The following is a 23,302-nucleotide window of genomic DNA, read 5'->3' as shown; positions in this document are numbered from 1 at the left end:
GATTACTCTGAATCCTTTGTTGTATCGGTAGGGGATGTTTCGGTTTCGTCGTCCGCGTACGGATCGGGATAGCCCAGTTCTGCAAGCAACGTTCGTTCCAGCGCTTCCATCTCTTCGGCTTCGTCGTCATCTATATGGTCGTAACCCAGCAGATGCAAGCAGCCGTGAATCACCAGATGCGCCCAATGGGCCTTGAGTTCCTTGCCTTGCTCGGCGGCTTCGCGCTCGACCACGGCTACGCAGATCACCAGATCGCCCAGCAGCGGGATGTCGAGAAATTCGTCCGGCACATCGGCGGGGAACGACAAGACGTTAGTGGCGTAATCCTTTTGCCGCCAGGTGTGATTGAGCTCGCGGCCTTCGGCTTCGTCGACCAGGCGAATGGTCATTTCCGAGTCGGCGGTGCGCTGGCGCAGGGCCAGTTCGCACCATTGGCGGAACTCGGCTTCGCTGGGGGCGGGCGCTTCGGTCGCGATTTGCAGGTCAAGCTCAAGCATCGCGGCGGGTGTCCTTTGGTGCTTCATCAGCCACACGATTCTCGAAGCGCTCATAGGCCTCGACAATGCGCTGCACCAACGGATGACGCACAACGTCTTTGGGCGCGAAATGGGTAAAGCTGATGCCCGGCACGTCTTTCAGTACTTCGATCACGTGGTGCAACCCGGACTTGGTGCCTTTGGGCAGGTCGACCTGGGTGATGTCACCGGTGATGACCGCTGTGGAGCCGAAGCCGATCCGGGTCAGGAACATTTTCATTTGCTCGACGGTGGTGTTCTGGCTTTCGTCGAGAATGATGAAGCTGTTGTTCAGCGTACGGCCGCGCATGTAGGCCAGTGGCGCAACTTCAATGACCTGGCGTTCGATCAGCTTGGCGACGTATTCGAAACCGAGCATCTCGTACAGGGCGTCGTAGAGCGGGCGCAGGTACGGGTCGATTTTCTGCGACAGGTCGCCGGGCAGGAAACCGAGTTTTTCACCCGCTTCGACCGCCGGACGCACCAGCAGGATGCGGCGGATCTGCTCGCGTTCCAGCGCGTCTACTGCGCAGGCGACGGCCAGATAGGTCTTGCCGGTACCGGCCGGGCCGATGCCGAAATTGATGTCGTTACCGAGGATTTCCTTCACATAGCGCAGCTGATTCAAGCCGCGAGGGCGAATCATGCCTTTCTTGGTGCGCAGGGCGACGGAGGCTTCGGCGGGCGAGTGGTTGTCCAGCTCTTCGACAGCGGATTCCTGCAGGAACAGGTGAACCGTGTCCGGCGACAGCTCGGTACCCTTGGTTTCCCGGTACAGGCGGCGCAGGAGATTTTCCGCGGAGGTGGTGTGTTTGCGCTCGCCGATCAGTTCGAACTGGTTTCCGCGGTTGCGGATCTCGATGGTCAGGCGCTGTTCGATCAAGCGCAGATGCTCGTCGAATTGCCCGCACAGATTGGCGAAGCGGCGAGCCTCAAAAGGCTCGAGGATGAAACGATGTGGTTCGATGGGTGCGTTCAAGGTCGTATTTAGCCGCCCTGGGGCAATAGTGATGAATCAAGGATAGCGCCAGTGGCGCGGGTGCGAAAGCTTAAATAATCGAGCATCAAACACCGCGCCTGTAGGAGCAAAGCTCGCTCGCGATGAACGATAACGCGGTTCGACAGGCGGACCGTGGCGCGGCCATCGCGGGCAAGCCTTGCTCCTACACCAGCGAGCCCCGCAGCGAGTGCGGTTGAGCCGCATCGATGTGCACGTCGGCGAACTGCCCGATCAAGGTCGGATTGTCGCAGCGGAAGTTGACGATACGGTTATTCTCGGTCCGGCCTTGCAGCTCGCCGGGGTCCTTTTTCGAATAATCAGTTACCAAAATCCGCTGGATCGAGCCGACCATTTGTCGGCTGATCTCGAAACCTTGCTGGTTCAGGCGATGTTGCAGGGCATTCAGGCGTTCTTTTTTCAGCCCTTCCGGCGTTTCGTCGGCCAGATCAGCGGCTGGTGTGCCCGGACGCTGGCTGTAGACGAACGAATAGGAGAAGTCGAAGCCCACATCCTCGATCAGCTTCATGGTCTGTTCGAAGTCTTTCTCGGTCTCGCCGGGGAAACCGACGATGAAATCCGAACTGATGCAGATGCCCGGCACGGCGGCCCGCAACTTGCGCAGTTTGGATTTGTATTCCAGCGCCGTGTGGTTGCGCTTCATCGCGGCGAGGATGCGGTCCGAACCCGATTGCACCGGCAGGTGCAAGTGCTTCACGAGTTCCGGCACGTCGGCATGGGCCTGGATAAGGCTGTCGGAGAATTCCAGCGGGTGCGAAGTGGTGTAGCGGATGCGGTCGATGCCGTCGACCGCGGCGACCACGCGGATCAGCTCGGCCAGATCGGCCAGGCGTCCATCATGGGTCGTGCCGCGATAACCGTTGACGTTCTGCCCCAGCAGCGTCACTTCGCGCACGCCGTTTTCGGCCAGGTGAATGATTTCGGCGATCACGTCGTCGAACGGGCGACTGACTTCTTCGCCACGGGTGTAGGGCACCACGCAGAACGTGCAGTACTTGCTGCAACCTTCCATCACCGACACATAGGCACTCGGCCCGTCGATGCGTGGCTCGGGCAGGTGATCGAATTTTTCGATTTCCGGGAACGAGACGTCGACTTGCGGCAACTTGGTGATGCGTGCGGCGTCGATCATTTCCGGGAGGCGGTGCAAAGTCTGCGGACCGAACACCACGTCGACGTACGGCGCGCGGTCGCGGATGGCCGCGCCTTCCTGGCTGGCCACGCAACCGCCGACGGCGATCACCATGTCCGGGTTGGCCAGTTTCAGTTCGCGCCAACGGCCGAGCTGCGAGTAGACACGGTCCTGGGCACGTTCGCGGATCGAGCAGGTGTTGAGCAGGATCACGTCCGCGTCTTCAGCGCGTGCGGTGACTTCCAGGGCCTGGTGTTCGCCCAGCAGATCGACCATGCGCGAGCTGTCGTACTCGTTCATCTGGCAACCGTGGGTTTCGATGTAAAGCTTCTTGGCCATGGAATAGAGTCATCACGTGATTCAAAGAACCGCGCATTATAGGGAACATGTACCCAGGTTCCTACCGCTGCGCGTCCGATGGCTATGCTATAGTTCGCGCCCTCATTTTTATCCCCCGATGTGTTGCTCGCCCACCATGACCAAACGTGAAGCTCCAATCTACAAGGTGATTTTCCTCAACCAGGGCCAGGTGTTCGAAATGTACGCCAAGCAGATCTATCAAAGTGATCTGTGGGGCTTTCTGGAAGTGGAAGAGTTCGTCTTTGGCGAGCGCACGCAAGTGGTCGTCGACCCGAGCGAAGAGAAGCTCAAGGCGCAATTCGAAGGAGTCGTGCGCAGTTTCGTGCCGATGCATTCGATCGTGCGCATCGATGAAGTCGAGCGCCTGGGCACGCCGAAAATCAGCGAAGCCCGCGGTGCGGTGGGCAATGTGATGCCGTTTCCGGTGCCGATGCCTGAGAAGTAATGAGCTTAGGCTAGAGAAGCTTGTTGTGGCGAGGGAGCTTGCTCCGTTCGCCTGCGAAGCGGGCGCAATACCGAAACAGGCGGTGTGTCAGGCAGAGTGTGATTGCAGGGTTTAGGGCCGCTTCGCACCCCAGCGGGAGCAAGCTCCCTCGCCACAGGGGGCCCCGTTCTATTTAAGGCAGCGGTGAGAAAGGCGTACGCCCATCGGCGCTCTGCAATTCCATCAGATACTTGCGAAAGATCTGCCCGAGCACCTGAGTGGCGACTTCCAGTTCCTGGCGAGGCATTTTCTCGGTGACTTCGTCGGCGGTGTCCAGTGCATCTTCAGCGCCATTGACCGCAGCCATCTTCAGCAGAATGTAAGCCTGAACGTTATTGGCCGGGACGCCTTCGCCGTGGAAGAACATGGTGCCGAGTTTGAATTGCGCCTGGGCGTGGCCTTGCAGTGAGGCCTTTTCGAAGTAGCTCAGGGCTTGATTGAGGTCGCGCGGCGCATTTTTGCCTTCGTAGTAGAACTCACCCAACTCGTATTGCGCTTGGGCATCCCCTTCATCCGACGCTTTCTGGCAGGCGGCGAGCGCCTGTGCCAGGTCTTGCGGCTGGGTATTGAGGGTGCAGCGACCCATCGCTGGGATTAACAACGAGTTACCGCCTGCTTGTGCGAGCGCGAGCAGGGGCTGAAGGAGCAACAGGCAGCCCAGTGAAAGGGCGCGGCCGGTGCGGTTCATGGGAATCGACTTACCTCTGAAGGGCGCGCGGACCCATCGAGGGGATCCAATAAGCGCGCATTATGAAATAAGCAGGGCCAACCTTACAAAGTCTTTACTCGTTTTTCTGCTGCGCGGGAAATATATCGCTCACTTTGCGGGCAATTGTTGGCAGATGAGTCGGAAAAATCGCGGGAGTGTAGGTAAAAGCTGACGCTGGCAATGGCCAACGTCAGCGGTACAGCGTTATTTCAATGCAGCGAATGCGCGCTCGGCTGCATCCAGGGTCAGTTTCAGCTCGGCTTCGCCATGGGCGATCGAGGTGAAGCCGGCTTCGAACGCGCTCGGTGCCAGGTACACACCGCCTTCCAGCATCAGGTGGAAGAAGCGGCCGAACAGGGCGGCGTCGCTGGCCATGACGTCTTCGAACGTCACGATGTCATCGGCACCGCTGAAGTACAGGCCGAACATACCGCCAGCCTGAGTCGTCACGAACGGAATGCCCGCCGCATCGGCGCGCACTTGCACGCCATCGAGCAGGCGAGTGGTGTAGTCGGTCAGCTCGGCGTGGAAGCCCGGACGGCTGATCAGGCGCAGGGTGGTCAGGCCAGCCGCCATCGCCAGCGGGTTACCCGACAGCGTACCGGCCTGGTAGACCGGGCCCAGCGGTGCGATGCGCTGCATGATTTCGCGTTTGCCGCCGAAGCAGCCGACCGGCATGCCGCCGCCGATGATCTTGCCGAAAGTAGTCAGGTCCGGCGTCACGCCGTAATGAGCTTGGGCGCCGCCGAGGGCGACACGGAAACCGGTCATCACTTCGTCGAAGATCAACACCACGCCGTGCTTGTCGCACAGGGTACGCAGGCCTTCGAGGAAGCCTGGGGCTGGCGGTACGCAGTTCATGTTGCCGGCGACCGGCTCGACGATAATGCAGGCCACGTCCCGGCCGACTTCGGCGAGCATCGCTTCAACGGCATCGATGTCGTTGAACGGCAAGGTCAAAGTGTGTTTGGCAAACGCCGCCGGCACACCGGCCGAGCTCGGCACGCCTTGGGTCAAGGCACCGGAACCGGCCTTGACGAGCAGGCTGTCGGAGTGACCGTGGTAGCAGCCTTCGAACTTGATGATGCTGTCGCGACCGGTGAAACCACGGGCCAGGCGGATCGCACTCATGGTCGCTTCGGTGCCGGAGCTGACCATGCGAACCATCTCCATCGACGGCACGAGCGAGCAGACCAGATCAGCCATCTGGGTTTCCATCTCGGTCGGTGCGCCGTAGGACAGGCCGTGTTCCAGTTGCTTGCGCACTGCGTTCAAAACGTCTGGATGGCTGTGGCCGAGAATCATCGGGCCCCAGGAACCGACGTAATCCACATAACGTTTGTCGTCTTCGTCAGTGACGTAGGCGCCTTCGGCGTGTTTGAAGAACAACGGCGTGCCGCCCACGCTCTTGAACGCGCGGACTGGGGAGTTCACCCCACCGGGGATGTGTTTCTGGGCATTGGCAAACAGGGTTTCGGAACGAGACATGATCGGGTTCTCAGACTTTGAATAATTCATTGAAGGCGCGGGCACGACGGGTCACTTCAGCCGTGTTCTCTGCGCCAAACAGGCCGTGCACCACGGCCAGCAGGTCGACCCCATGGGCCACCAGCGGGGCGGCGTTGTCCAGGGTGATGCCGCCAATCGCGCAGATCGGCAGATGCAATTGCTGGCGGGCCTGGTCGAGCAGTTCGAGACTACAGGTCGGCGCGCCGGGCTTGGTGTTGGAATTGAAGAAGCGGCCGAAGGCGACGTAACTGGCGCCTTCTTTTGTGGCTTGCTCAGCCAGTTCGATTTGCGCGTGGCAGGTCGAGCCGATGATCGCTTTGGAACCGAGCAGGGCGCGAGTCGGCGACAGTGGGCCGTCGGTCTGGCCCAGGTGCACGCCGACGTTCAGGCGAGCAGCCAGCTCGGCGTCGTCATTGATGATCAACTGGGTCTTGTAGCGTTCACACAAATCGCGCAGGGCTTCGGCCTCGCGCAGACGACGGGCCTCGTCGCTGCTCTTGTCGCGGTATTGCAGCAGGGTGACGCCGCCTTCCAGCGCCGCCTCCACGTACGAAAGAAATCTACCGGCCAGTAGCTGGCTGTCGGTAATGGCGTACAGGCCACGTAGTTTCATCAGGCAAGCCTCACCGCATCACTCATTGAAGTTACGAACAGAAGTCCAGTGGCAGGCGGCGCGGCACGAACTGACCTTTGCCCAACTGCTCGGCATCACGCAGGGTGCGCCACGTGTAGTTAAGTGCAGTCTGTACGGCGCTGGCGAGGTTTTCGCCCTGGGCCAGACGACCGGCCAGCGCGCTGGCCAGGGTGCAGCCGGAACCGTGATAGCTGCCCGGCAGACGCTGGCAGGTGTAGGTTTCGCGCAAGCCGTCGCGGCTGTACAGGCGATTGTGGATTTCGGTTTCGTCGCCATGCCCGCCGGTGATCAGCAGGTGTTTGACGAACGGCAGGAGTTTTTCAGCGCACTCGTCCGCCGTGCCTTCAGGCAGTTCGGCGAGGATCCGGGCTTCGGGAAGGTTAGGGGTCGCAATGATCGACAGGGGCAGCAGGCGTTCGCGCATGGCGTAGCCGACTTCGTCCTTGCCCAATCGTCCGCCACCGCCGGCGCGCAGCACCGGGTCGCAGACCACTGGCAAGTGCGGGTGCGCCGAGAGCAGTTCGACTACGGTGTCGACCATTTCCAGGGAACCGAGCATGCCCAGTTTGACGGCAGCGACTTCGGAGTCGTTGAGCACGGCATTGGCCTGGGCCAACACCCACTCACGGTCGAGGACGCGAAAGTCAGTGACATTGACGGTGTCTTGCACGGTCAGGGCGGTGACGGCCGGAGCCGCATGGCAACCCTGAGCGAGCAGGGCTTCGATATCTGCCTGCAAGCCGGCGCCACCACTTGGGTCGTGGCCGGAGAGACAGAGGACAACGGGGCGAGAGCTGTAGATATTCATGGTGCGCGAGCTTACCACCAAACATCTTTTTTCGGGGGCCGACCCATAAACTCGGAACAGGAAAACAGCGGCGTTTTCGCGGTGTTTTCGCGATCTGACCGACTCAACAGCTCTATCTCAAATATCTTCGCTGGAACGCCCGTTCTAGAGCCTTTGTAAGAAAAATTTCTATAGTGCTCAATGGCCATCAACGGCTATGCTAGAGTGGATCCAAACCAATAACAGGTAACACCGGTTTTACGTCTACTCAAAAGGAATGGGGGGCTTCCTGACAGGACCGGACAGGCCACGCTGGGGCATAAATGCGCTATTTGCTGATGTTGCTATTGTGTTTGCCCTTGTTGGCGAGCGCCGTCGAATTCGATGAGTTCACTCAAAGCCTCCCCCTGGGCCGATCCCTGCAAGTGTTCGAAGACGCCGGTGGCCATGCGACCATCGCGGATGTGCGTGCGCAAGCAGCAACCGGTAACTTCAAAGCCCACGATAAAGCCACCCTCAATGCCGGATACTCGCGTTCAGTGTTCTGGCTGAAGATCGACCTGCAATACCGCCCGACCAACCCGGCGGCGCAACGGACCTGGCTGCTGGAACTGGCCTATCCGCCCCTCGATCACCTCGACCTGTACTTGCCTGATTCGGCCGGCAACTATCAATCGGTTCGCCAGACCGGCGATGCCTTGCCGTTCGCCACTCGCGAGATCCGCCAGAACAACTATCTGTTCAGCCTCGATTTCACCCCCGGCCAAGCGCAAACCGTGTACCTGCGCCTACAAAGCCAAGGCTCGATCCAGGCGCCGGTGACGTTATGGTCGAGCACCGCGTACCTCGAAGAACAGCCCATTCGGCTGTATGTACTGGGCCTGATCTACGGTGTGTTGCTGGGGATGCTGGTCTACAACCTGTTCATCTACCTCAGCGTGCGCGACACCAGTTACCTCTATTACATCTTCTACATCGCCTCGTTCGGTCTGTATCAGTTGTCGGTGAACGGCGCGGCCGTGCAGTACTTCTGGCCGAACAATCCCTGGTGGGCCAATGCGGCGACGCCGTTTTTCATCGGCTGTGCCGGACTGTTCGGCAGCCAGTTCGCTCGCAGCTTTTTGCAGACGGCCACCCACAGTCGCTGGCTTGACCGATTGTTGCTGGCGTTGGTGGCGTTCAGTGCGTTGGTGGTCGGCCTGTCGCTGATGACCAGTTATGCCTTGGCCTTGCGTCTGGCAACGGCCCTGGCGCTGACCTTCACCGTGGTGATTTTTGCCGCGGGGATATTCGCCTGGCTGCGTGGGCTGCGGGTTGCGCGTTATTTCATCATTGCCTGGTCGGCGTTCCTGCTTGGCGGCATCGTCAATACCCTGATGGTGCTGGGTTATCTGCCGAACGTGTTCCTGACCATGTACTCCAGCCAGATCGGCTCGGCCATCGAAGTGGCGTTGCTGTCCCTGGCGCTGGCCGACCGCATCAACGCCATGCGCGAGCAGCAGGCGCAAACCCTGCTCGACGCCGGGCAAAAACTCGAAGTCCTCAACCAGCAACTGGCGCGCAGTAACCAGCTCAAGGATGAATTCCTCGCGACCCTGACCCATGAATTGCGCACGCCGATGAACGGTGTGATCGGTTCGCTGGAGCTGATGCAAACCGTTGAAATGGACCCGGAGCTTGAGCAATACCAGCAAACGGCCGCCGGCTCGGCGCGGGACATGATGCGCATGGTCAACGGCATCCTCACGCTGACCGAGTTGCAGGCCGGCAAGCTCAAGGCCACCCCGTCGACCTTCAGTCTGCGCGGCGTGGTCGAGGCGTTGCGCGTGCAGTTCGACGGCAATGCGTCGAGCAAGTCGCTGGACTTCAAGGTCGACGTGGCACCGGGCGTGCCGGATCGCTTGCACGGCGACAGCGCCAAGTTGGCGCAATGCCTGGAGTGCCTGTTGGATAACGCCATCAAGTTCACCCGGGTCGGTGGCTTGGCGCTGCGGGTGACCGGCAAAACGGTCAATCCCGATCGCCTGGCGTTGTCCTTTGCGGTGATCGACACCGGGATCGGTTTTACCGATCTGGGCGAGGCGACGATGTATCAGCGGTTCTTCCAACTCGACAGTTCGATGACCCGCGAATACGGCGGACTGGGTGTCGGCCTGGCGATCTGCCGGCAACTGGTGGAATTGCTCGGTGGCCGCCTGACGCACCGCTCCGAGCCCGGGCGTGGCAGTCGCTTCCAACTCGACGTCGAGTTCGAAGTCCCGGCCGTCGAGGTTCCGTCAGCGCCTTTCATGACTCGGGACTTTCCGCGCCTGCGACTGCCGCAGGATTGCACCGTGCTGCTGGTGGATGACAACAACATCAATCAATTGGTGATGCGCGGCATGTTGCTCAAGCTCGGGTTCCGGGTGCGTACCGCTGATACCGGCAGAGCTGCGCTGGATTTCCTGCAGCATGAAAGCTTTGACGCGGTATTGCTCGATTGCGATCTGCAGCCGCTGGACGGCGTGTCGGTTTGCTGCCAGATCCGCGCCTTGCCCGGCTGCGCCGAATTGCCGGTATTCGTGATCGCCCTGGGCGTGGATCGGGAGCGTTGCCCGACCGGCGCGCTGATCGATCATCTGAGCAAACCGGTAAAATTCGAAGACTTGCAGGCTGCACTCTATCGCCGGGTGCTCTGTCCAAAGCAGGGCGAAAGCGCCGACATTTAGGCGTGTATGACACTTTGATCGGTCATGGGGCGGTGCTTAACTGAACTCCCTTGGCTGACCAAAGGAGCCCTGTCATGAACCTGCATCAGTTCGCCGAAACCCACGAAGTCACCAACCAGCCGCCGTCACTGGATGGCGCCAACCTGTATCGCATCGACTTGCCATTGCAGGAGTGGTCGCGGCGCTTCGGGGCCGGTTGGGCCGAATCGCGGATCGACGCTTACGGCGCACTGGCCGGCGGGCCGTTGATGGAAGCGGGTTTTTTGGCCAACCAGAATAAACCGGTGTTCAGCAGCCATGACCGCTACGGTCATCGTATTGATCTGGTGGAGTTTCATCCGGCCTATCACGAACTGATGCGTACGGCGGTCGAGCATGGCCTGACTTCATTGCCCTGGGCTCATCCGCAGGACGGCGCCCACGTCGCCCGCGCCTCCATGACTTACCTGCACAGCCAGGCCGAAGCCGGCAGCGGCTGCCCGCTGACCATGACCTTCGCCAGCGTCCCGGCGATGCGCTTGCAACCGGATCTGGCGGAAAAATGGCTGCCGAAGATCCTCGCCACCGAATACGACCCGCGCAATGTCGGCATGGCCCACAAGGCCGGGGTCACCATTGGCATGGCCATGACCGAGAAACAGGGCGGCACCGACGTGCGGGCCAACACCACCAAGGCTTATCCGGTGGGCGCCAGCGGTCCGGGCCAGGCGTATGAACTGGTGGGCCACAAGTGGTTCTGTTCGGCGCCGATGTGCGATGCCTTCCTGACCCTGGCGCAGACCGACAAGGGCCTGACCTGTTTCCTGCTGCCGCGCCATCGTCCGGACGACACGCGCAATCAGTTCTACATCCAGCGTTTGAAGAACAAACTCGGCAACTGCTCCAACGCGTCCAGCGAAGTGGAGTTCCGGGGCGCGCTGGCGTGGATGGTCGGCGAAGAGGGGCGTGGGGTTCCGACCATCATCGAAATGGTCGCCATGACTCGCTTCGATTGCATGGTCGGTTCCAGTTCCCTGATGCGCCAGGCGCTGACCCAGGCCAGCCATCACTGCGCTCACCGCTCGGTCGGCGGCAAGTTGCTCAGTGAACAGCCGTTGATGCAGAACGTGCTGGCGGATCTGGCGCTGGAAAGCGAAGCCGCGCTGGCGTTGAGCCTGCGCATGGGCCGGGCGCTGGATCATCTGGACGATTCGCAGGAAGCGAAATTCGCCCGGCTGGTGACGGCGGTGGGCAAATACTGGATCTGCAAACGCGCGCCGGCCATGATCAACGAAGCTGCCGAGTGCATGGGCGGGGCGGGGTATGTCGAAGACAGCATCCTGCCGCGTCTGTATCGCGAGGCACCGGTCAATTCGACGTGGGAAGGTTCCGGCAACGTGCAATGCCTCGACGTACTGCGGGCCTTGTCGAAAGAATCGGGTGTGCTGGATGCGTTGTTCAGCGAGTTGGGTGATGGCCATGGTGACAAGCGCCTGGCTGCGCATATCCATCAATTGCAGGCGGCGTTCAAGGACACCAGCGACATTCAGTATCGCGCGCGGCAATTGACTGAAGACATTGCGCTTGGGTTGCAGGCCAAGCTGTTGCTGGAGGCGGGGAATTCGCTGGTCAGTGATGCCTTTATTGCCAGTCGCCTGAATGGCGGTGGCCGGGTTTACGGTGCGTTGCCGCGTGGGTTGGATGTGGAAGCCATCGTCGCCCGTTCGAGTCCACAGAACTACTGACCACCACAAAACCCTGTGGGAGCGAGCTTGCTCGCGATGGCGGCGTGACAGTCAACACATATGTTGAATGTCAGATCGTCATCGCGAGCAAGCTCGCTCCCACAGTTATTCTCAGTACACAGTAAATGCCACTGTTCCCGTGACGCAGCGATGCAGGCAAGATGAAGGTCTGCAAGTCAGAACACAGGATGCTGATCGTGACCGAAGCTTTTATTGTCGTTCAAACCGCCGAGCAAGCCGTGGATCGGCTTGCGCTCTTGCACAATCGTGCAACCACCGCGCTGAATCAGGCGCTCAAGCGTTATCTCAAGGATCGCGTCGAGCCGGATGCCGAGCAGCGGGCATTGTTCCGTTATCCCGAATTGCGCCTGACCTATCATTGCCAGGGCGAAGTCCCGCAGACCACCCGCGCCTACGCCAAGGTCCAGTTGCCAGGCACCTACAGCGTCACCGTCACTCATCCAGCGGCTTTCCGTAAATACTTGCTGGAACAGCTGGTTCCTTTGATGCACGACTTCACCGTGACCGTCGAAGTCGGTGTCAGCGTGCAGAACATTCCTTATCCGTATGTGGTCGAGCAGGGCGATGAACTGGCCGGCTCCGGCGTTACCGCTGCCGTGCTGGCGCGGGTATTCCCGAGTACCGACCTGTCGGCCGCGACCGACGGCATTGCCGACGGTTTGTACGACTGGGAAAACACCGATCCGCTGCCGCTGGCCTTGTTTGACGCGGCGCGGGTGGATTTCTCCCTGCGCCGATTGGTGCATTACACCGGCAGCGACTGGCGTCATGTGCAGCCGTGGATCCTGCTGACCAACTATCACCGCTACGTCGACCAGTTCATCGTCCATGGTCTGGAGCAGTTGCGCAGCGATCCACGTTTCGTGCGCATGGTGTTGCCGGGCAACGTGATCATCGAAAAGAGCATGGATCACGGCGAGGCATCGGCCATCGCCGCTGGTGTGGTCTGGCACCGTTACCAGATGCCGGCCTATCACCTGATCGCCACCGACGGCCACGGCGTGACGCTGGTGAACATCGGCGTTGGCCCGTCCAATGCCAAGAACATCACCGATCACCTGGCGGTGCTGCGTCCGCATTGCTGGCTGATGATCGGCCACTGCGGCGGGTTGCGTCAGTCGCAGACAATTGGCGATTACGTGCTGGCCCACGCTTACATGCGTCGCGACGGGATTCTTGACCGCGTGGTGCCGCCAAATATTCCGATCCCGGCCTTGGCCGAAGTGCAGATGGCTTTGCAACAAGCGGCGGCGAACATCACTGGCGAGAAGGGCGACGAGCTGAAGAAACGCCTGCGTACCGGCACCGTGCTGACCTACGACGACCGTAACTGGGAATTGCGCTGGGCCCAGGAACGGCCGCTGATCAACCTGTCCCGCGCCGTGGCGGTGGACATGGAAAGCGGCACCATCGCCGCCCAGGGTTATCGCTTGCGGGTGCCGTATGGCACATTGCTCTGCGTCTCGGACAAGCCGCTGCACAGCGAAATCAAGTTGCCGGGTTCGGCCAACGCGTTCTATGAGCGCGCGGTCAGCCAGCACTTGAAGATCGGTATCGAAGCGGTGGATCTGCTGCGTACCGAGCTCAACTCGCTGCACTCGCGCAAACTGCGCAGCTTCGACGAACCGCCGTTCCGCTAACGGTTGTCATGGTCATTTGGCGGTTGGGGCACTAGCATTAGCAGCCCTGACCGCTAGATGTTCTCTTCGCCATGTCCCGTCCTCAACGTCCCGTTTCCCGCCGTCCTGGCGCGAACCCTTCTCCTTCAGCCACGCGTCGTGTCGCCAAGGCGCCGCCAGCGGAGCCGAAGCTGATCCTGTTCAACAAACCGTTCGATGTGCTGACGCAATTCAGCGACGGCGAAGGGCGCGCGACACTCAAGGATTACATCGAGATTCCGGGGATTTATCCGGCCGGACGGCTGGATCGCGACAGCGAAGGTTTGCTGCTGTTGACCAACGATGGTCAGCTTCAGGCACGCATCGCCGACCCCAAGCACAAACTGGCCAAGACTTATTGGGTGCAGGTGGAAGGCGAGCCGAGCGCCGAGCAGCTTCAGCGTTTGCGTGATGGCGTGGAGTTGAACGACGGCATGACCCTGCCCGCCGAGGCGCGGCAACTGGATGAGCCTGAACTGTGGCCACGCAACCCGCCAGTCCGCTTTCGTAAAAGCGTGCCGACCAGTTGGCTGGAGTTGATCATTCGCGAAGGACGCAACCGTCAGGTGCGGCGCATGACCGCGGCGGTCGGCTTGCCGACGTTGCGGCTGGTGCGGGTCAGGATCGGTGACTGGACCATCGATGGGCTCGATCAGGGCCAGTGGAAAGAAGTGCCGGCGCGCTTATAACGAGCCGGATTCAATCAGGCCGATCACCACGCTCTTAATCACGAACGCCGCCACGCCAAGGCCTAGCACGAAGAACAGAATGAACGAGCCAAAACGCCCGGCCTTGGACTTCTTCGCCAGATCCCAGACGATGAAACCCATGAAAATGATCAGGATGCTGACCAGTCCGGTCATCATCCACTCTTCGAATACTGCAGGATCCATCGAACTTCTCCAGCGCAGGCGAGGCTAAAAGGGCGCGGGAAGTATACGCCCGGCAGGCTGAGTGCAGTATTGACCTGCGGCGGTGTGTCGCAGCTATTCGTCGCCTGTGCCGGCCCCATCGCGGGCAAGCCTTGCTCCTACAGGTTTACGTTGGTCACGAATCCGCATCAGATCTGTAGGAGCAAAGCTTGCTCGCGATGGCGTCCTCAGCTGCGCAGATGAGTCAACGGCAACTCAGTGCTGTTCAACACCTGGTTCAGCACAAAACTCGACCGCACACTGGTCACACCTTCAATCCGGGTCAAATGCCCCAGGAGCAGTTTCTGGTAATGGTCCATGTCCGGCACCACGACCTTGAGCTGATAGTCGGCATCCATCCCGGTCACCAGGCTGCATTCCAGTACTTGCGGCAAGGTGCGGATGGCCTGTTCGAAATTCTCGAAACGCTCCGGCGTATGCCGGTCCATGCCGATCAGCACGTAAGCCGTCAGGCTCAGGCCGAGCATCTTGCGGTCGAGCAGGGCGACCTGACGGGAGATGTAGCCGTCGTCCTCCAGTTGCTTGACCCGACGTGAGCAGGGCGAAGGTGACAGGCCGATGCGTTCGGCCAGCTCCTGATTGGAGATGCGCGCATCGCGCTGCAATTCAGCCAAAATACTCAGGTCATATCGGTCGAGTTTGCTCATCAAACGGTCCCTTGTCATATCTATTGCGGCAGATTATCTATCCAGGGTTAAAAATTGCGCAAGTGATGTTTATTTCAGCAATCTTCGCAATCATCTGCCGGCACGTCGAGCCTATTCTTATCACCAGAATCACTGCTCGGACAAACAGTCCAGTGCGGCTCGCCCAATCAGGCCAGTCGCGGCCGCCCCCCCACCGGGGATGCGCAGGCCCCCGAGCTACACACTGTCCAGAAGACGGCGTGAGGTGAGCCGATGCCACAAGCATCGAGCACGGACGAAGTTCTCAAGGGGAGGCCGACGGGTCTCCCCTTTTTCTTGCCTGTAATTTACTGCCGCCCCTCAATAAATAAGTTTCGCGACTGATAACCTGTGGCAGAACCGGCCTGTGCATTTCCAGTCTTACGTACATGTGCAGTTCGCTTAAATGTAGGAGCGAGCCTGCTCGCGATGGTCGTTAACGATGACGCGTGCTTTCTGGATAAATGCGTTGAGCTTGAGTCCATCGCGAGCAGGCTCGCTCCTACAGAGTTTGCCCCCAACAGTCCTAGCTCACAGTGAGGAAAAGCATGAAGTCGCGCATCTGGCGTTTGGCCGGTGTTGGTTTGCTGTGTGTCAGTGTCACTGCGCAATCGCTGGCCGACGAGCCGCAGAACCGTGGCCCCGACGGTGGGCCGCACGGCGACGGTGGTCATCAGGGCAACAATAATCAGGGGCATGGCGGTAACAATCAGCCGCGCCCGCAGAACGGCCAGCAACAGAATCAGCCGCGTCCGCAGAACAACGACGTCATTCGTGGCGACAACAGCCGCCAGTTCGAGCACAACGGCCAGAACCAAAACCAGAACAACGGCCAATCGCAGAACCGTCCACCGCCAGACTACAACAGTCGGGTGCGCTCACCACCTCCGCCACCGCAGCTGCCGGCCAATGACCTGCCGATTCAGCCTCGACCGGACGCTGTGCAGCAAACTCAGGAGCCGCGGCGTGGTTACTATCAGGACCAACCGCGACGCAATGACCCCAATCAGCACTGGAATGGCTACATCGGCGCACCGTCGTCCAATGGCAACAACCAGTGGCAAGGTCGTCCGAGCGGCCACGGCAATGGCTGGGGGCCTGGCCCGCAGTACCGGCCGGGGCATGTGATCGACCGCTTCCCGGGCCGTGAGTACCGCGTGCCTTACCGAGGCATGGATTATTTCTATTCCGGCGGTTACTGGTATCGCCCGCTGGGCCCACGTTATGTGGTGGTCGAACCACCACGCGGGATTCGGGTTCGCTACTTGCCGGATTACGCCGAGCAAGTCTTGATCGGCGGGTCGGTGTTGTTCCTGGCGGCGGGCTCGTATTACGCCTATCAGGAAAACACTCAGGATTACGTCGTGGTCGAGCCGCCGGTGGGCAGCCTGCAACCGCAACAGCCGGCGCAATCCGCCAGCGGCGGTTATGACGTAGAAGCGTATCCGGCCAACGGCCAGTCTCAGGAACAGGTCAATCAGGACGGTTACGAGTGCTATCAATACGCGGTGCAGCAGAGTGGTTTCGACCCGCGAACCGCGACCTATCAACCGGACCCTTCGGTGGTGCAGAACTATCGCCAGGCCCAGGGCAACTGCCTGAGCAGTCGCGGTTATCAGGTCAGCTTCTGAGCCCTGGCGGCTTTCACCACTTCCTGCGGGTCGGCGTGCACCAGCACTTCGGCTCGCGGATAGGCGCTGTGAATGGCATCGGCGGCTTGATCGCTGATGCCGTGGGCGACTGACAGGGTCAGCTCCCCCGGCAATTCCAGATGCAATTGCACAAACCACTGGTTGCCGGAAATCCGTGTGCGCAGGTCATGTGCGCCCAAAACCCCCGGCACGCTGCAAGCCAGTTCCAGCATGTGCTGGCTGACATCCGGCGGCAGTTCTTCGTCCATCAACACCGCAAAACTTTCCCGGGCGATCGTTACTGCGCTCCAGAGGATGTACGCGGCAATTCCCAAACCGAACCACGCATCGACCTGATGCCAGCCAAACCCCGTCAACACCAACGCGACCAGAATGCTGCCGTTGAGCAGCATGTCCGAGCGGTAGTGCAACGAATCGGCGCGCACAGCGTTGGACCCCGTGGCCTTGACCACCCGATGCTGCAACATCAGCAACGCCAGGGTCAGGCCCAGCGAGAAGACAATCACGCCAATGCTGATCCACGGTGCGCCCACCGGTTCCGGATGCTTCAGCCGGTCGAACGCCTGCAACGCAATCAGCACCGCACTGCCGCCGATGAACAACGCCTGCGCCATGCCGGCCAGCGACTCGGCCTTGCCGTGTCCATAGCGATGATCATCATCAGCCGGGCGCAACGCGTAGTGCACCGCCAGCAGGTTGAGCAGCGAAGTCACGCCGTCGAGCGCCGAGTCGGTCAACCCGGCGAGCATGCTCACCGAGCCGCTCAACCACCAGGCGATGGCTTTGGCGACGATCAGCGTGCAGGCCACCGCCACCGAGGCACGGGTCGCCAGCCGCAGCAGGCGGGCGTGTTCGGAGCTGGAAATCATGAGTGCGGCTATTCCTTCAAGTGCACCGATTACGCGGCGGGTTGCAGGCCAAGCAGGGCCAGTTGCTGAGTGCTGCCTTTGTGCTGGATCAAACGTGGATCGTCCAGCGGCAGGCTGCGGCCCGTTTCACGTTCCAGAATAGTCTGCAACTTGAGGTTATCGACCTTGCCGTCGGCACCGATGGCTTCCTGGAGTTTTTCCGGGGAGACCTGGGCTGTCTCGCCCGGTGCGAAATAAATCGCGCCGGTGGCGAAGTCCACGGCAAACGCAATCAGGCCGGGAACGATGTAGAACAGCAGGCCCACGGCATCGAGTACGGCAATCGCCGGGTCGATCTTGCCGTCGATCTGGCCACGACGGTCCGGGTAGAAAATCGAGCCGCACGCGGTCAGTTGAGTCAGCAAGGTTGCAACCAGAACACCGCCAATCAGGCGAAAGGGAATACGCATATGAAATCTCCTGGATCATCTGGAAACGAAACGTCGTCGGTACTAATTAAGACCCTGACGAACGCCCGGCAGTTCGCCGTTATACTCGGCCCTCTGTTTTGGAGCCAGCATGATTTCTTTGCCGATCGATGAAGTTTTACCCGCCCTGCGTGAAGCCCTCGCTACACGTCACGAAGCCGTGCTCGAAGCGCCGCCCGGTGCCGGTAAAACCACCCGCGTGCCTTTGGCCTTGCTCAATGAACCGTGGCTGGCCGGGCAGACCATTCTGATGCTGGAGCCGCGTCGCCTGGCGGCGCGGGCGGCGGCGGAGCGGTTGGCCAGTGAGTTGGGCGAGAAGGTTGGCGAAACCGTGGGTTATCGCATTCGTCTCGACAGCAAGGTTGGCCCCAACACCCGTATCGAAGTGGTCACCGAAGGCATTCTCACTCGGCGCTTGCAGGATGACCCGGCACTGGACGGCGTGGGGCTGCTGATCTTCGATGAATTCCACGAACGCAGCCTCGATGCCGATCTGGCGCTGGCCCTGAGCCTCAATGGCCGGGAGCTGTTCCGCGACGATCAGCCGCTTAAAATCCTGTTGATGTCGGCCACTCTCGAAGGCGAACGCTTGGCTGGGTTGCTCGACGACGCGCCGATTTTGCGCAGCGAAGGCCGCATGTACCCGGTGGCGATGCGCTGGGGCCGACCATTTCAGCCCGGTGAATTCATCGAACCACGCTTGGTGCAAACCATCCTTGAAGCCCTGAACGACGAAACCGGCAGCGTGCTGGTGTTCCTGCCGGGGCAGGCGGAAATTCGGCGTGTGCATCAACAACTGGCCGATGCACTGGGCGATAGCACACAGATTTTGCTCTGCCCGTTGCACGGTGAACTGGACCTCGCCGCGCAACGTGCGGCGATCGATCCGGCGCCAGCGGGCAAACGCAAAGTGGTGCTGGCCACCAACATCGCCGAGACCAGCCTGACCATCGACGGCGTGCGCGTGGTGATCGATGCCGGGCTGGCGCGGGTGCCGCGTTTCGACCCCGGCAGCGGCATGACCCGCCTCGACACGCAGCGTATTTCCAAAGCCAGCGCCACGCAGCGAGCGGGCCGGGCCGGGCGACTGGAACCGGGCGTGTGTTATCGCTTGTGGTCGCAGGATCAGCACGAACAATTGGCGGCGTACGGCAGCGCGGAAATTCTTTCGGCGGACTTGGCCGGGCTGGCCTTGCAACTCGGACGTTGGGGCGTAACGCCCGGGCAACTGGTGTGGCTCGACGTGCCGCCCGCCGCCGCGTATGCACAAGCGCAGGATTTGCTCGAACGCTTGGGCGCCCTCGAAGGCGAAGCGCTGACCCGCCACGGTCAGGCCATGGCCGAATTGCCGGCGCATCCACGCATCGGCCATTTGTTGTTGCGCGGCCAGGCGCTGGGGTTGGCGGACATGGCTTGCGATGTCGCGGCGTTGCTCGGCGAACGCGATATTTTGCGCGGCGCTGGCGCGGATCTGCACAGTCGGCTGGTGTTGTTGTCTGGCGAAGAACGGGCCGCGCGCGGCGCGCAGGGCGGAGTGCAGCGAGCCCGGCAACTGGCGCGGCAGTATCGCGGTTATTTGCGTGGCAAGGCGTCGGAACCGGTCAGCGATCCCGACCATCCGCGCTGGCTCGGCGCGTTGCTGGCGTTGGCTTATCCGGATCGCGTCGCTCAGCAACGTCGTGCCGGTGGCGCCGAATATCGCTTGGCCAACGGTCGCGCTGCGTTGTTCGCCGAGGCGGACAGTTTGATGAAGCAGCCGTGGCTGGTGATCGCCGACCTCGGCAGTCGTCAGGGACAGCGCGAAGAACGGATTTATCTGGCGGCGGATTTTGATCCGGCGCTGTTCGATTCGGTGTTGGCGGAGCAGGTGCGCTGCGTCGATCAACTGGATTGGGACGAACGCGAAGGCGTGTTGCGTGCCGAGCGTCAGCGCAAGGTCGGCGAGCTGATCCTCAGCCGCGAACCGCTGACCGGTCTCGACGAAACCGCTCGCAGTCAGGCGTTGGTGAATCTGGTGCGACGCAAAGGCCTGGAGCTGTTGCCGTGGACGCCGGAGCTGCGCCAGTGGCAGGCGCGGGTGGCGTTGTTGCGCCAGCTGGATCTGGCCGGCAAGGGCGAGAGCGAATGGCCGGACGTCAGCGACGCTGCGCTGCTAAAAAGCCTTGAACACTGGTTGATGCCGTACCTGGGCAAGGTCTCGCGGCTCAGCCACTTCGCCAACCTCGACCTGTCGAGCATCGTCCACAACCTGCTGCCATGGCCGCTGCCGCAACGGCTCGACGAGTTGGCGCCGCACCATTTGAGCGTGCCGTCGGGCTCTTCGATTCGTTTGGATTACAGCGAGCAGCCACCGATCCTCGCGGTGCGCTTGCAGGAGTTGTTCGGCCTGGCCGAAACCCCGCGCATCGCCGGTGGCCGGCAAGTGGTCAAGCTGCACTTGCTGTCCCCGGCGCGGCGGCCGGTGCAGGTGACCCAGGATTTGGCGAACTTCTGGCGCAGCACGTACGCCGAGGTGAAGAAGGATTTGAAGGGGCGGTATCCGAAACACTATTGGCCGGATGATCCGTTGGTGGCCGAAGCCACGGCACGCATCAAACCGCGCAAGTAAACCACGTCCCCTGTAGGAGCGAGCCTGCTCCGGGCGGCGTTCCGACGATGGTGGTAAACGATAACGCGTAAAACCAGATGCGCGGCGGCGTCTTTGTGCCTTTCGCGAGCAGGCTCGCTCCTACAGGTTTTATCGGCGGAGGGCCCGTGTTTAAAGGCGTTTAAGGATACTTCCTGCAAGCTACAAGACCTTGCGCCGTTGCCTACAGGTACGCCAGAATCCGCCGGCTTGTGCGCTTTGGAGGCCATCGGTAACTTGATTCGTGTCACTGCTCATCAGTGATCGGGTTTAGTCGCCCGGCTAAGGAATACGGTCGCACGAGTGTCATCAGTCAGGTATCGCCTGCACTTTATGGCAGCTGTGCGCATGGCGTCCTCGGACGCGCCGGATTTTTTCGTTCCTTGCCGGTCGACTAACTTGCGCACGGCTGCCACCCCTTCGTTTAGTCGCGAGATGGATGCAGCCCTACTAAAGAAGGGACGCAACTATGTTCAAGGTAACTCCAAATCCGCCGGAAACAGATCCGGCATCCCCGTACGAACCCGACTCCAAAAAACTCAACGAGGCCGCCGAACGCGCCCTCGACTTTCACTTCCCCTCGACCGCCGACATCAAAGCCACGCCGCGCACCGTCAGCACGCTGTTTACCGTCGACCCGGAGGTCACGACCGAAACCCTTGTGGTGTATCTGGTCGAGACGCTGGCTTCGGTCGATGTGATGGTCCATCAATTGGTCGATCACCTGGACGGCGAATCCCGCAATGCCCTGCTGGGTATTTCCAACAGCGTGATGCTGGCGGAGATCACGGCCAATCGCGTGCTGGATCAGATCGACCCGCCTGAGTAAGCCTGCGGGGCTGACCAGTTTTTTCCTCATCAGTAGCCACAAAAAACCTGCTTTCTCCCTTTCCAGTGCATGCACAGAATGCAGTTGCGCGTGCATTGGAATTTTAAGGAGTGAGTCATGACATTCTCGATTATCGGACGCTGCCCTGAAACCGGGCAGCTCGGTATTGCCATCAGTTCTTCGAGTATTGCGGTCGGTGCGCGTTGCCCTTGGGCGCGGGCGGGTGTGGGTGCGGTTTCTACGCAGAACATTACGCTGCCGGCGTTAGGGCCTCAGATTCTGGACCTGCTGGAGCATCAGCATCTGGAGCCCGACGCGGCGCTGGACAAGGCACTGACGTCCAATGGCTGGAGCCAGTACCGACAGGTCACGGTGATCGATGCGTCAGGGCGGATTGCGCTGTTCAGCGGCAAAGAGTCGTTGGGCGTGCATAACGCGGTGAAGGGCGAGCAGTGTGTCGCGGCGGGTAATTTGCTCAGCGACGTGCGGGTCATCGAAGCGATGGTCGCGGCGTTCGAGGCCGAGCCGGGTCAGTTGGCGGACCGGTTGCTGGCGGCCATGCACGCGGCGATGGCGGCCGGTGGCGAAGCGGGGCCGGTGCATTCCGCCGCGCTGAAAGTGGTGGGTGATCACACCTGGCCGATCATCGACTTGCGGGTCGACTGGGCCGAGGAAGATCCCATCGGACAGCTGGATGGCCTCTGGCAAGCCTATCGCCCACAAATGCAGGACTACCTGACTCGCGCGCTCAACCCGACGACGGCGCCGAGCTACGGAGTGCCGGGGGATGAGTGAGTCGTCCAGTCGCGAACTGCTGGAACGCCTGATCGGTTTCGCGACTGTCAGCCGCGATTCCAACCTTGAACTGATTCGTTTCATCGAGACGTATTTGGCCGAGCATGGCGTTCAGAGCGAGCTGTTATTCAACGAAGAAGGGACCAAGGCAAATCTGTTCGCGACCATCGGCCCGCTCAAATCCGGTGGCGTGGTGCTTTCCGGGCACACCGATGTGGTGCCGGTAGACGGGCAAGCCTGGACGGTGGATCCGTTCCAGATGACGGAAAAGGATGGGCGCCTGTACGGCCGTGGCACTGCGGACATGAAAGGCTTTATCGCCTCTGTTCTCGCGGCGGTGCCGACCTTCGTGCAGCGTCCGCTTTTGACCCCGGTGCACCTGGCCTTTTCCTACGATGAAGAAATCGGCTGCCTGGGTGTCAGGCCGATGCTGGCCGAGCTGGAGAAGCGGCCATTCAAGCCCCGACTGTGCCTGATCGGCGAACCGACAGAACTCAAGCCTGTGCTCGGTCACAAAGGCAAACTTGCGATGCGTTGTGAGGTGCGCGGTGCGGCGTGCCATTCGGCGTATGCGCCTTATGGGGTGAACGCCATTGAATATGCCGCGCAACTGATTGGCCGGCTCGGCGTGATCGGTGAACAACTCGCGCATCCCGATCACCATGACTCGCGTTTTGATCCGCCGTTTTCGACGGTGCAAACGGGGGTGATCAAAGGTGGCCGGGCGCTGAATATTGTTCCCGCTGAATGTGAGTTCGATTTCGAGGTCAGGGCACTGCCGGACTTCGATGCCCAAGAGGTGGCGGATCAGTTGCAGGTCTTTGCTCAGGAAAACCTGTTGCCCAAGATGCGTGCGGTGCAGGCGGACACTGACATTCGTCTGCGGCCGCTGAGCGCTTACCCCGGATTGGCGACACCGCCCGAGAGTGAAGCGGCGCGGCTGCTGGCGCTGTTGAGCAATTCTTCAGCGTTTGGCACGGTCGCGTTTGGCACCGAGGGCGGGTTGTTTGATCAGGCCGGGATTCCCACGGTGGTGTGTGGGCCGGGCAGCATGGATCAAGGGCACAGGCCTGATGAGTTTGTTTCGTTGGAGCAGTTGAGTGGTTGTGATGCGATGCTGGTTCGATTGGCTGACTATTTGTGTCGCACTGCTTAAAAGATCGCAGCCTTCGGCAGCTCCTACATGGGAATGCGTTTCCCTGTAGGAG

At 60.8% G+C, this 23,302-nt stretch carries 21 protein-coding genes; 10 read left to right on the top strand and 11 right to left on the bottom strand.

What is annotated here, in order from left to right; translation table 11 throughout:
• Positions 1 to 2: 2 nt before the first annotated feature.
• The 3 genes from ybeY to miaB all read right to left on the bottom strand — a co-directional run bounded on the left by ybeY (position 3) and on the right by miaB (position 3,004).
• On the bottom strand, positions 3 to 497 hold the full coding sequence (gene ybeY, locus V6Z53_RS29440) for an rRNA maturation RNase YbeY (RefSeq protein ID WP_338583280.1): 495 nt from the start codon (positions 495 to 497) through the stop codon (positions 3 to 5).
• Positions 490 to 1,494, bottom strand: coding sequence for a PhoH family protein (locus tag V6Z53_RS29435; RefSeq protein ID WP_338583279.1), 1,005 nt, complete (start codon positions 1,492 to 1,494; stop codon positions 490 to 492). The genes ybeY and V6Z53_RS29435 overlap by 8 nt, the downstream gene beginning before the upstream one ends.
• Positions 1,495 to 1,678: 184 nt before the next feature.
• On the bottom strand, positions 1,679 to 3,004 hold the full coding sequence (gene miaB, locus V6Z53_RS29430) for a tRNA (N6-isopentenyl adenosine(37)-C2)-methylthiotransferase MiaB (protein ID WP_338583277.1): 1,326 nt from the start codon (positions 3,002 to 3,004) through the stop codon (positions 1,679 to 1,681).
• A 136-nt stretch (positions 3,005 to 3,140) separates the two neighbouring features.
• Here miaB and V6Z53_RS29425 point away from each other — a divergent pair, with 136 nt between their 5' ends.
• The gene (locus V6Z53_RS29425; RefSeq protein ID WP_077045543.1) at positions 3,141 to 3,470 is read left to right on the top strand and encodes a DUF1820 family protein; all 330 of its coding nucleotides are present in this window, start codon (positions 3,141 to 3,143) and stop codon (positions 3,468 to 3,470) included.
• Between the two features lie 172 nt (positions 3,471 to 3,642).
• On the opposite strand, the gene V6Z53_RS29420 is transcribed toward V6Z53_RS29425, so the two are convergent.
• The 4 genes from V6Z53_RS29420 to V6Z53_RS29405 all read right to left on the bottom strand — a co-directional run bounded on the left by V6Z53_RS29420 (position 3,643) and on the right by V6Z53_RS29405 (position 7,169).
• Positions 3,643 to 4,197: a tetratricopeptide repeat protein gene (locus tag V6Z53_RS29420; RefSeq protein WP_338583276.1), complete on the bottom strand. Its 555-nt coding sequence runs from the start codon at positions 4,195 to 4,197 to the stop codon at positions 3,643 to 3,645.
• A gap of 225 nt (positions 4,198 to 4,422) precedes the next feature.
• The gene (hemL, locus tag V6Z53_RS29415; RefSeq protein ID WP_338583275.1) at positions 4,423 to 5,706 is read right to left on the bottom strand and encodes a glutamate-1-semialdehyde 2,1-aminomutase; all 1,284 of its coding nucleotides are present in this window, start codon (positions 5,704 to 5,706) and stop codon (positions 4,423 to 4,425) included.
• Between the two features lie 10 nt (positions 5,707 to 5,716).
• Positions 5,717 to 6,340 (bottom strand): thiamine phosphate synthase, encoded by a 624-nt coding sequence (gene thiE, locus V6Z53_RS29410; RefSeq protein ID WP_338583273.1) that lies wholly within the window; start codon positions 6,338 to 6,340, stop codon positions 5,717 to 5,719.
• 31 nt (positions 6,341 to 6,371) lie between these two features.
• On the bottom strand, positions 6,372 to 7,169 hold the full coding sequence (locus tag V6Z53_RS29405) for a hydroxymethylpyrimidine/phosphomethylpyrimidine kinase (RefSeq protein ID WP_008052407.1): 798 nt from the start codon (positions 7,167 to 7,169) through the stop codon (positions 6,372 to 6,374).
• 302 nt (positions 7,170 to 7,471) lie between these two features.
• On the opposite strand from V6Z53_RS29405, the gene V6Z53_RS29400 reads away from it, so the two are divergent.
• From V6Z53_RS29400 to V6Z53_RS29385, 4 genes are all read left to right on the top strand, one after another.
• Complete coding sequence (locus V6Z53_RS29400) at positions 7,472 to 9,856, top strand: 7TM diverse intracellular signaling domain-containing protein (protein WP_338583271.1); 2,385 nt, start codon at positions 7,472 to 7,474, stop codon at positions 9,854 to 9,856.
• 74 nt (positions 9,857 to 9,930) lie between these two features.
• Positions 9,931 to 11,580: an acyl-CoA dehydrogenase family protein gene (locus V6Z53_RS29395; protein ID WP_338583269.1), complete on the top strand. Its 1,650-nt coding sequence runs from the start codon at positions 9,931 to 9,933 to the stop codon at positions 11,578 to 11,580.
• 161 nt (positions 11,581 to 11,741) lie between these two features.
• Complete coding sequence (gene amn, locus V6Z53_RS29390) at positions 11,742 to 13,241, top strand: AMP nucleosidase (RefSeq protein ID WP_338583268.1); 1,500 nt, start codon at positions 11,742 to 11,744, stop codon at positions 13,239 to 13,241.
• Positions 13,242 to 13,312: 71 nt separating this feature from the next.
• Entirely contained in the window at positions 13,313 to 13,948 is a 636-nt protein-coding gene (locus V6Z53_RS29385) for a pseudouridine synthase (protein ID WP_338583267.1), read from the top strand.
• On the opposite strand, the gene V6Z53_RS29380 is transcribed toward V6Z53_RS29385, so the two are convergent.
• Together V6Z53_RS29380 and V6Z53_RS29375 are read right to left on the bottom strand one after the other, a co-directional pair.
• Positions 13,943 to 14,152 (bottom strand): DUF2788 domain-containing protein, encoded by a 210-nt coding sequence (locus tag V6Z53_RS29380; protein ID WP_093229943.1) that lies wholly within the window; start codon positions 14,150 to 14,152, stop codon positions 13,943 to 13,945. The two genes, V6Z53_RS29385 and V6Z53_RS29380, sit on opposite strands and share 6 nt — an antisense overlap.
• A 206-nt stretch (positions 14,153 to 14,358) precedes the next feature.
• Positions 14,359 to 14,838, bottom strand: a complete 480-nt coding sequence (locus tag V6Z53_RS29375; RefSeq protein ID WP_056855781.1) for an Lrp/AsnC family transcriptional regulator — start codon at positions 14,836 to 14,838, stop codon at positions 14,359 to 14,361.
• A gap of 566 nt (positions 14,839 to 15,404) precedes the next feature.
• Here V6Z53_RS29375 and V6Z53_RS29370 point away from each other — a divergent pair.
• Positions 15,405 to 16,487 (top strand): DUF6515 family protein, encoded by a 1,083-nt coding sequence (locus tag V6Z53_RS29370; protein WP_338583264.1) that lies wholly within the window; start codon positions 15,405 to 15,407, stop codon positions 16,485 to 16,487.
• Here the strand turns inward: V6Z53_RS29370 and V6Z53_RS29365 are convergent.
• The gene (locus V6Z53_RS29365) at positions 16,472 to 17,377 is read right to left on the bottom strand and encodes a cation diffusion facilitator family transporter (protein WP_338583263.1); all 906 of its coding nucleotides are present in this window, start codon (positions 17,375 to 17,377) and stop codon (positions 16,472 to 16,474) included. The genes V6Z53_RS29370 and V6Z53_RS29365 overlap by 16 nt on opposite strands.
• A 29-nt stretch (positions 17,378 to 17,406) precedes the next feature.
• A complete protein-coding gene (locus V6Z53_RS29360; protein WP_338583261.1) occupies positions 17,407 to 17,826 on the bottom strand; it encodes a polyribonucleotide nucleotidyltransferase in 420 nt (139 codons plus the stop codon).
• A 109-nt stretch (positions 17,827 to 17,935) separates the two neighbouring features.
• Here V6Z53_RS29360 and hrpB point away from each other — a divergent pair, with 109 nt between their 5' ends.
• From hrpB to argE, 4 genes are all read left to right on the top strand, one after another.
• Positions 17,936 to 20,452: an ATP-dependent helicase HrpB gene (hrpB, locus tag V6Z53_RS29355; RefSeq protein ID WP_338583259.1), complete on the top strand. Its 2,517-nt coding sequence runs from the start codon at positions 17,936 to 17,938 to the stop codon at positions 20,450 to 20,452.
• A 487-nt stretch (positions 20,453 to 20,939) separates the two neighbouring features.
• Positions 20,940 to 21,299 carry a hypothetical protein gene (locus V6Z53_RS29350; RefSeq protein ID WP_338583258.1) on the top strand — a complete coding sequence of 120 codons (360 nt, stop codon included), beginning with the start codon at positions 20,940 to 20,942 and terminating at the stop codon, positions 21,297 to 21,299.
• A gap of 117 nt (positions 21,300 to 21,416) precedes the next feature.
• The gene (locus tag V6Z53_RS29345) at positions 21,417 to 22,094 is read left to right on the top strand and encodes a DUF1028 domain-containing protein (RefSeq protein ID WP_150787112.1); all 678 of its coding nucleotides are present in this window, start codon (positions 21,417 to 21,419) and stop codon (positions 22,092 to 22,094) included.
• Positions 22,087 to 23,250 carry an acetylornithine deacetylase gene (gene argE / locus V6Z53_RS29340; RefSeq protein WP_338583257.1) on the top strand — a complete coding sequence of 388 codons (1,164 nt, stop codon included), beginning with the start codon at positions 22,087 to 22,089 and terminating at the stop codon, positions 23,248 to 23,250. Before V6Z53_RS29345 ends, argE begins: the two co-directional genes overlap by 8 nt.
• Positions 23,251 to 23,302 lie beyond the last annotated feature (52 nt).

Origin of the sequence: Pseudomonas sp. MAG733B (assembly GCF_036884845.1) — a bacterium.
Taxonomy (GTDB): domain Bacteria; phylum Pseudomonadota; class Gammaproteobacteria; order Pseudomonadales; family Pseudomonadaceae; genus Aquipseudomonas.
Note: the sequence above shows the minus strand (reverse complement) of the source record. Positions and strands in the feature narration are given on the sequence as shown.

Bases quoted from the DNA above. Each gene is read 5' to 3' on its own strand.
- ybeY (WP_338583280.1), bottom strand. From the start codon at position 497: ATGCTTGAGCTTGACCTGCAAATCGCGACCGAAGCGCCCGCCCCCAGC.
- miaB (WP_338583277.1), bottom strand. From the start codon at position 3,004: ATGGCCAAGAAGCTTTACATCGAAACCCACGGTTGCCAGATGAACGAG.
- V6Z53_RS29425 (WP_077045543.1), top strand. From the start codon at position 3,141: ATGACCAAACGTGAAGCTCCAATCTACAAGGTGATTTTCCTCAACCAG.
- V6Z53_RS29420 (WP_338583276.1), bottom strand. From the start codon at position 4,197: ATGAACCGCACCGGCCGCGCCCTTTCACTGGGCTGCCTGTTGCTCCTT.
- hemL (WP_338583275.1), bottom strand. From the start codon at position 5,706: ATGTCTCGTTCCGAAACCCTGTTTGCCAATGCCCAGAAACACATCCCC.
- thiE (WP_338583273.1), bottom strand. From the start codon at position 6,340: ATGAAACTACGTGGCCTGTACGCCATTACCGACAGCCAGCTACTGGCC.
- V6Z53_RS29405 (WP_008052407.1), bottom strand. From the start codon at position 7,169: ATGAATATCTACAGCTCTCGCCCCGTTGTCCTCTGTCTCTCCGGCCAC.
- V6Z53_RS29400 (WP_338583271.1), top strand. From the start codon at position 7,472: ATGCGCTATTTGCTGATGTTGCTATTGTGTTTGCCCTTGTTGGCGAGC.
- V6Z53_RS29395 (WP_338583269.1), top strand. From the start codon at position 9,931: ATGAACCTGCATCAGTTCGCCGAAACCCACGAAGTCACCAACCAGCCG.
- amn (WP_338583268.1), top strand. From the start codon at position 11,742: ATGAAGGTCTGCAAGTCAGAACACAGGATGCTGATCGTGACCGAAGCT.
- V6Z53_RS29385 (WP_338583267.1), top strand. From the start codon at position 13,313: ATGTCCCGTCCTCAACGTCCCGTTTCCCGCCGTCCTGGCGCGAACCCT.
- V6Z53_RS29380 (WP_093229943.1), bottom strand. From the start codon at position 14,152: ATGGATCCTGCAGTATTCGAAGAGTGGATGATGACCGGACTGGTCAGC.
- V6Z53_RS29375 (WP_056855781.1), bottom strand. From the start codon at position 14,838: ATGAGCAAACTCGACCGATATGACCTGAGTATTTTGGCTGAATTGCAG.
- V6Z53_RS29370 (WP_338583264.1), top strand. From the start codon at position 15,405: ATGAAGTCGCGCATCTGGCGTTTGGCCGGTGTTGGTTTGCTGTGTGTC.
- V6Z53_RS29365 (WP_338583263.1), bottom strand. From the start codon at position 17,377: ATGATTTCCAGCTCCGAACACGCCCGCCTGCTGCGGCTGGCGACCCGT.
- V6Z53_RS29360 (WP_338583261.1), bottom strand. From the start codon at position 17,826: ATGCGTATTCCCTTTCGCCTGATTGGCGGTGTTCTGGTTGCAACCTTG.
- hrpB (WP_338583259.1), top strand. From the start codon at position 17,936: ATGATTTCTTTGCCGATCGATGAAGTTTTACCCGCCCTGCGTGAAGCC.
- V6Z53_RS29350 (WP_338583258.1), top strand. From the start codon at position 20,940: ATGTTCAAGGTAACTCCAAATCCGCCGGAAACAGATCCGGCATCCCCG.
- V6Z53_RS29345 (WP_150787112.1), top strand. From the start codon at position 21,417: ATGACATTCTCGATTATCGGACGCTGCCCTGAAACCGGGCAGCTCGGT.
- argE (WP_338583257.1), top strand. From the start codon at position 22,087: ATGAGTGAGTCGTCCAGTCGCGAACTGCTGGAACGCCTGATCGGTTTC.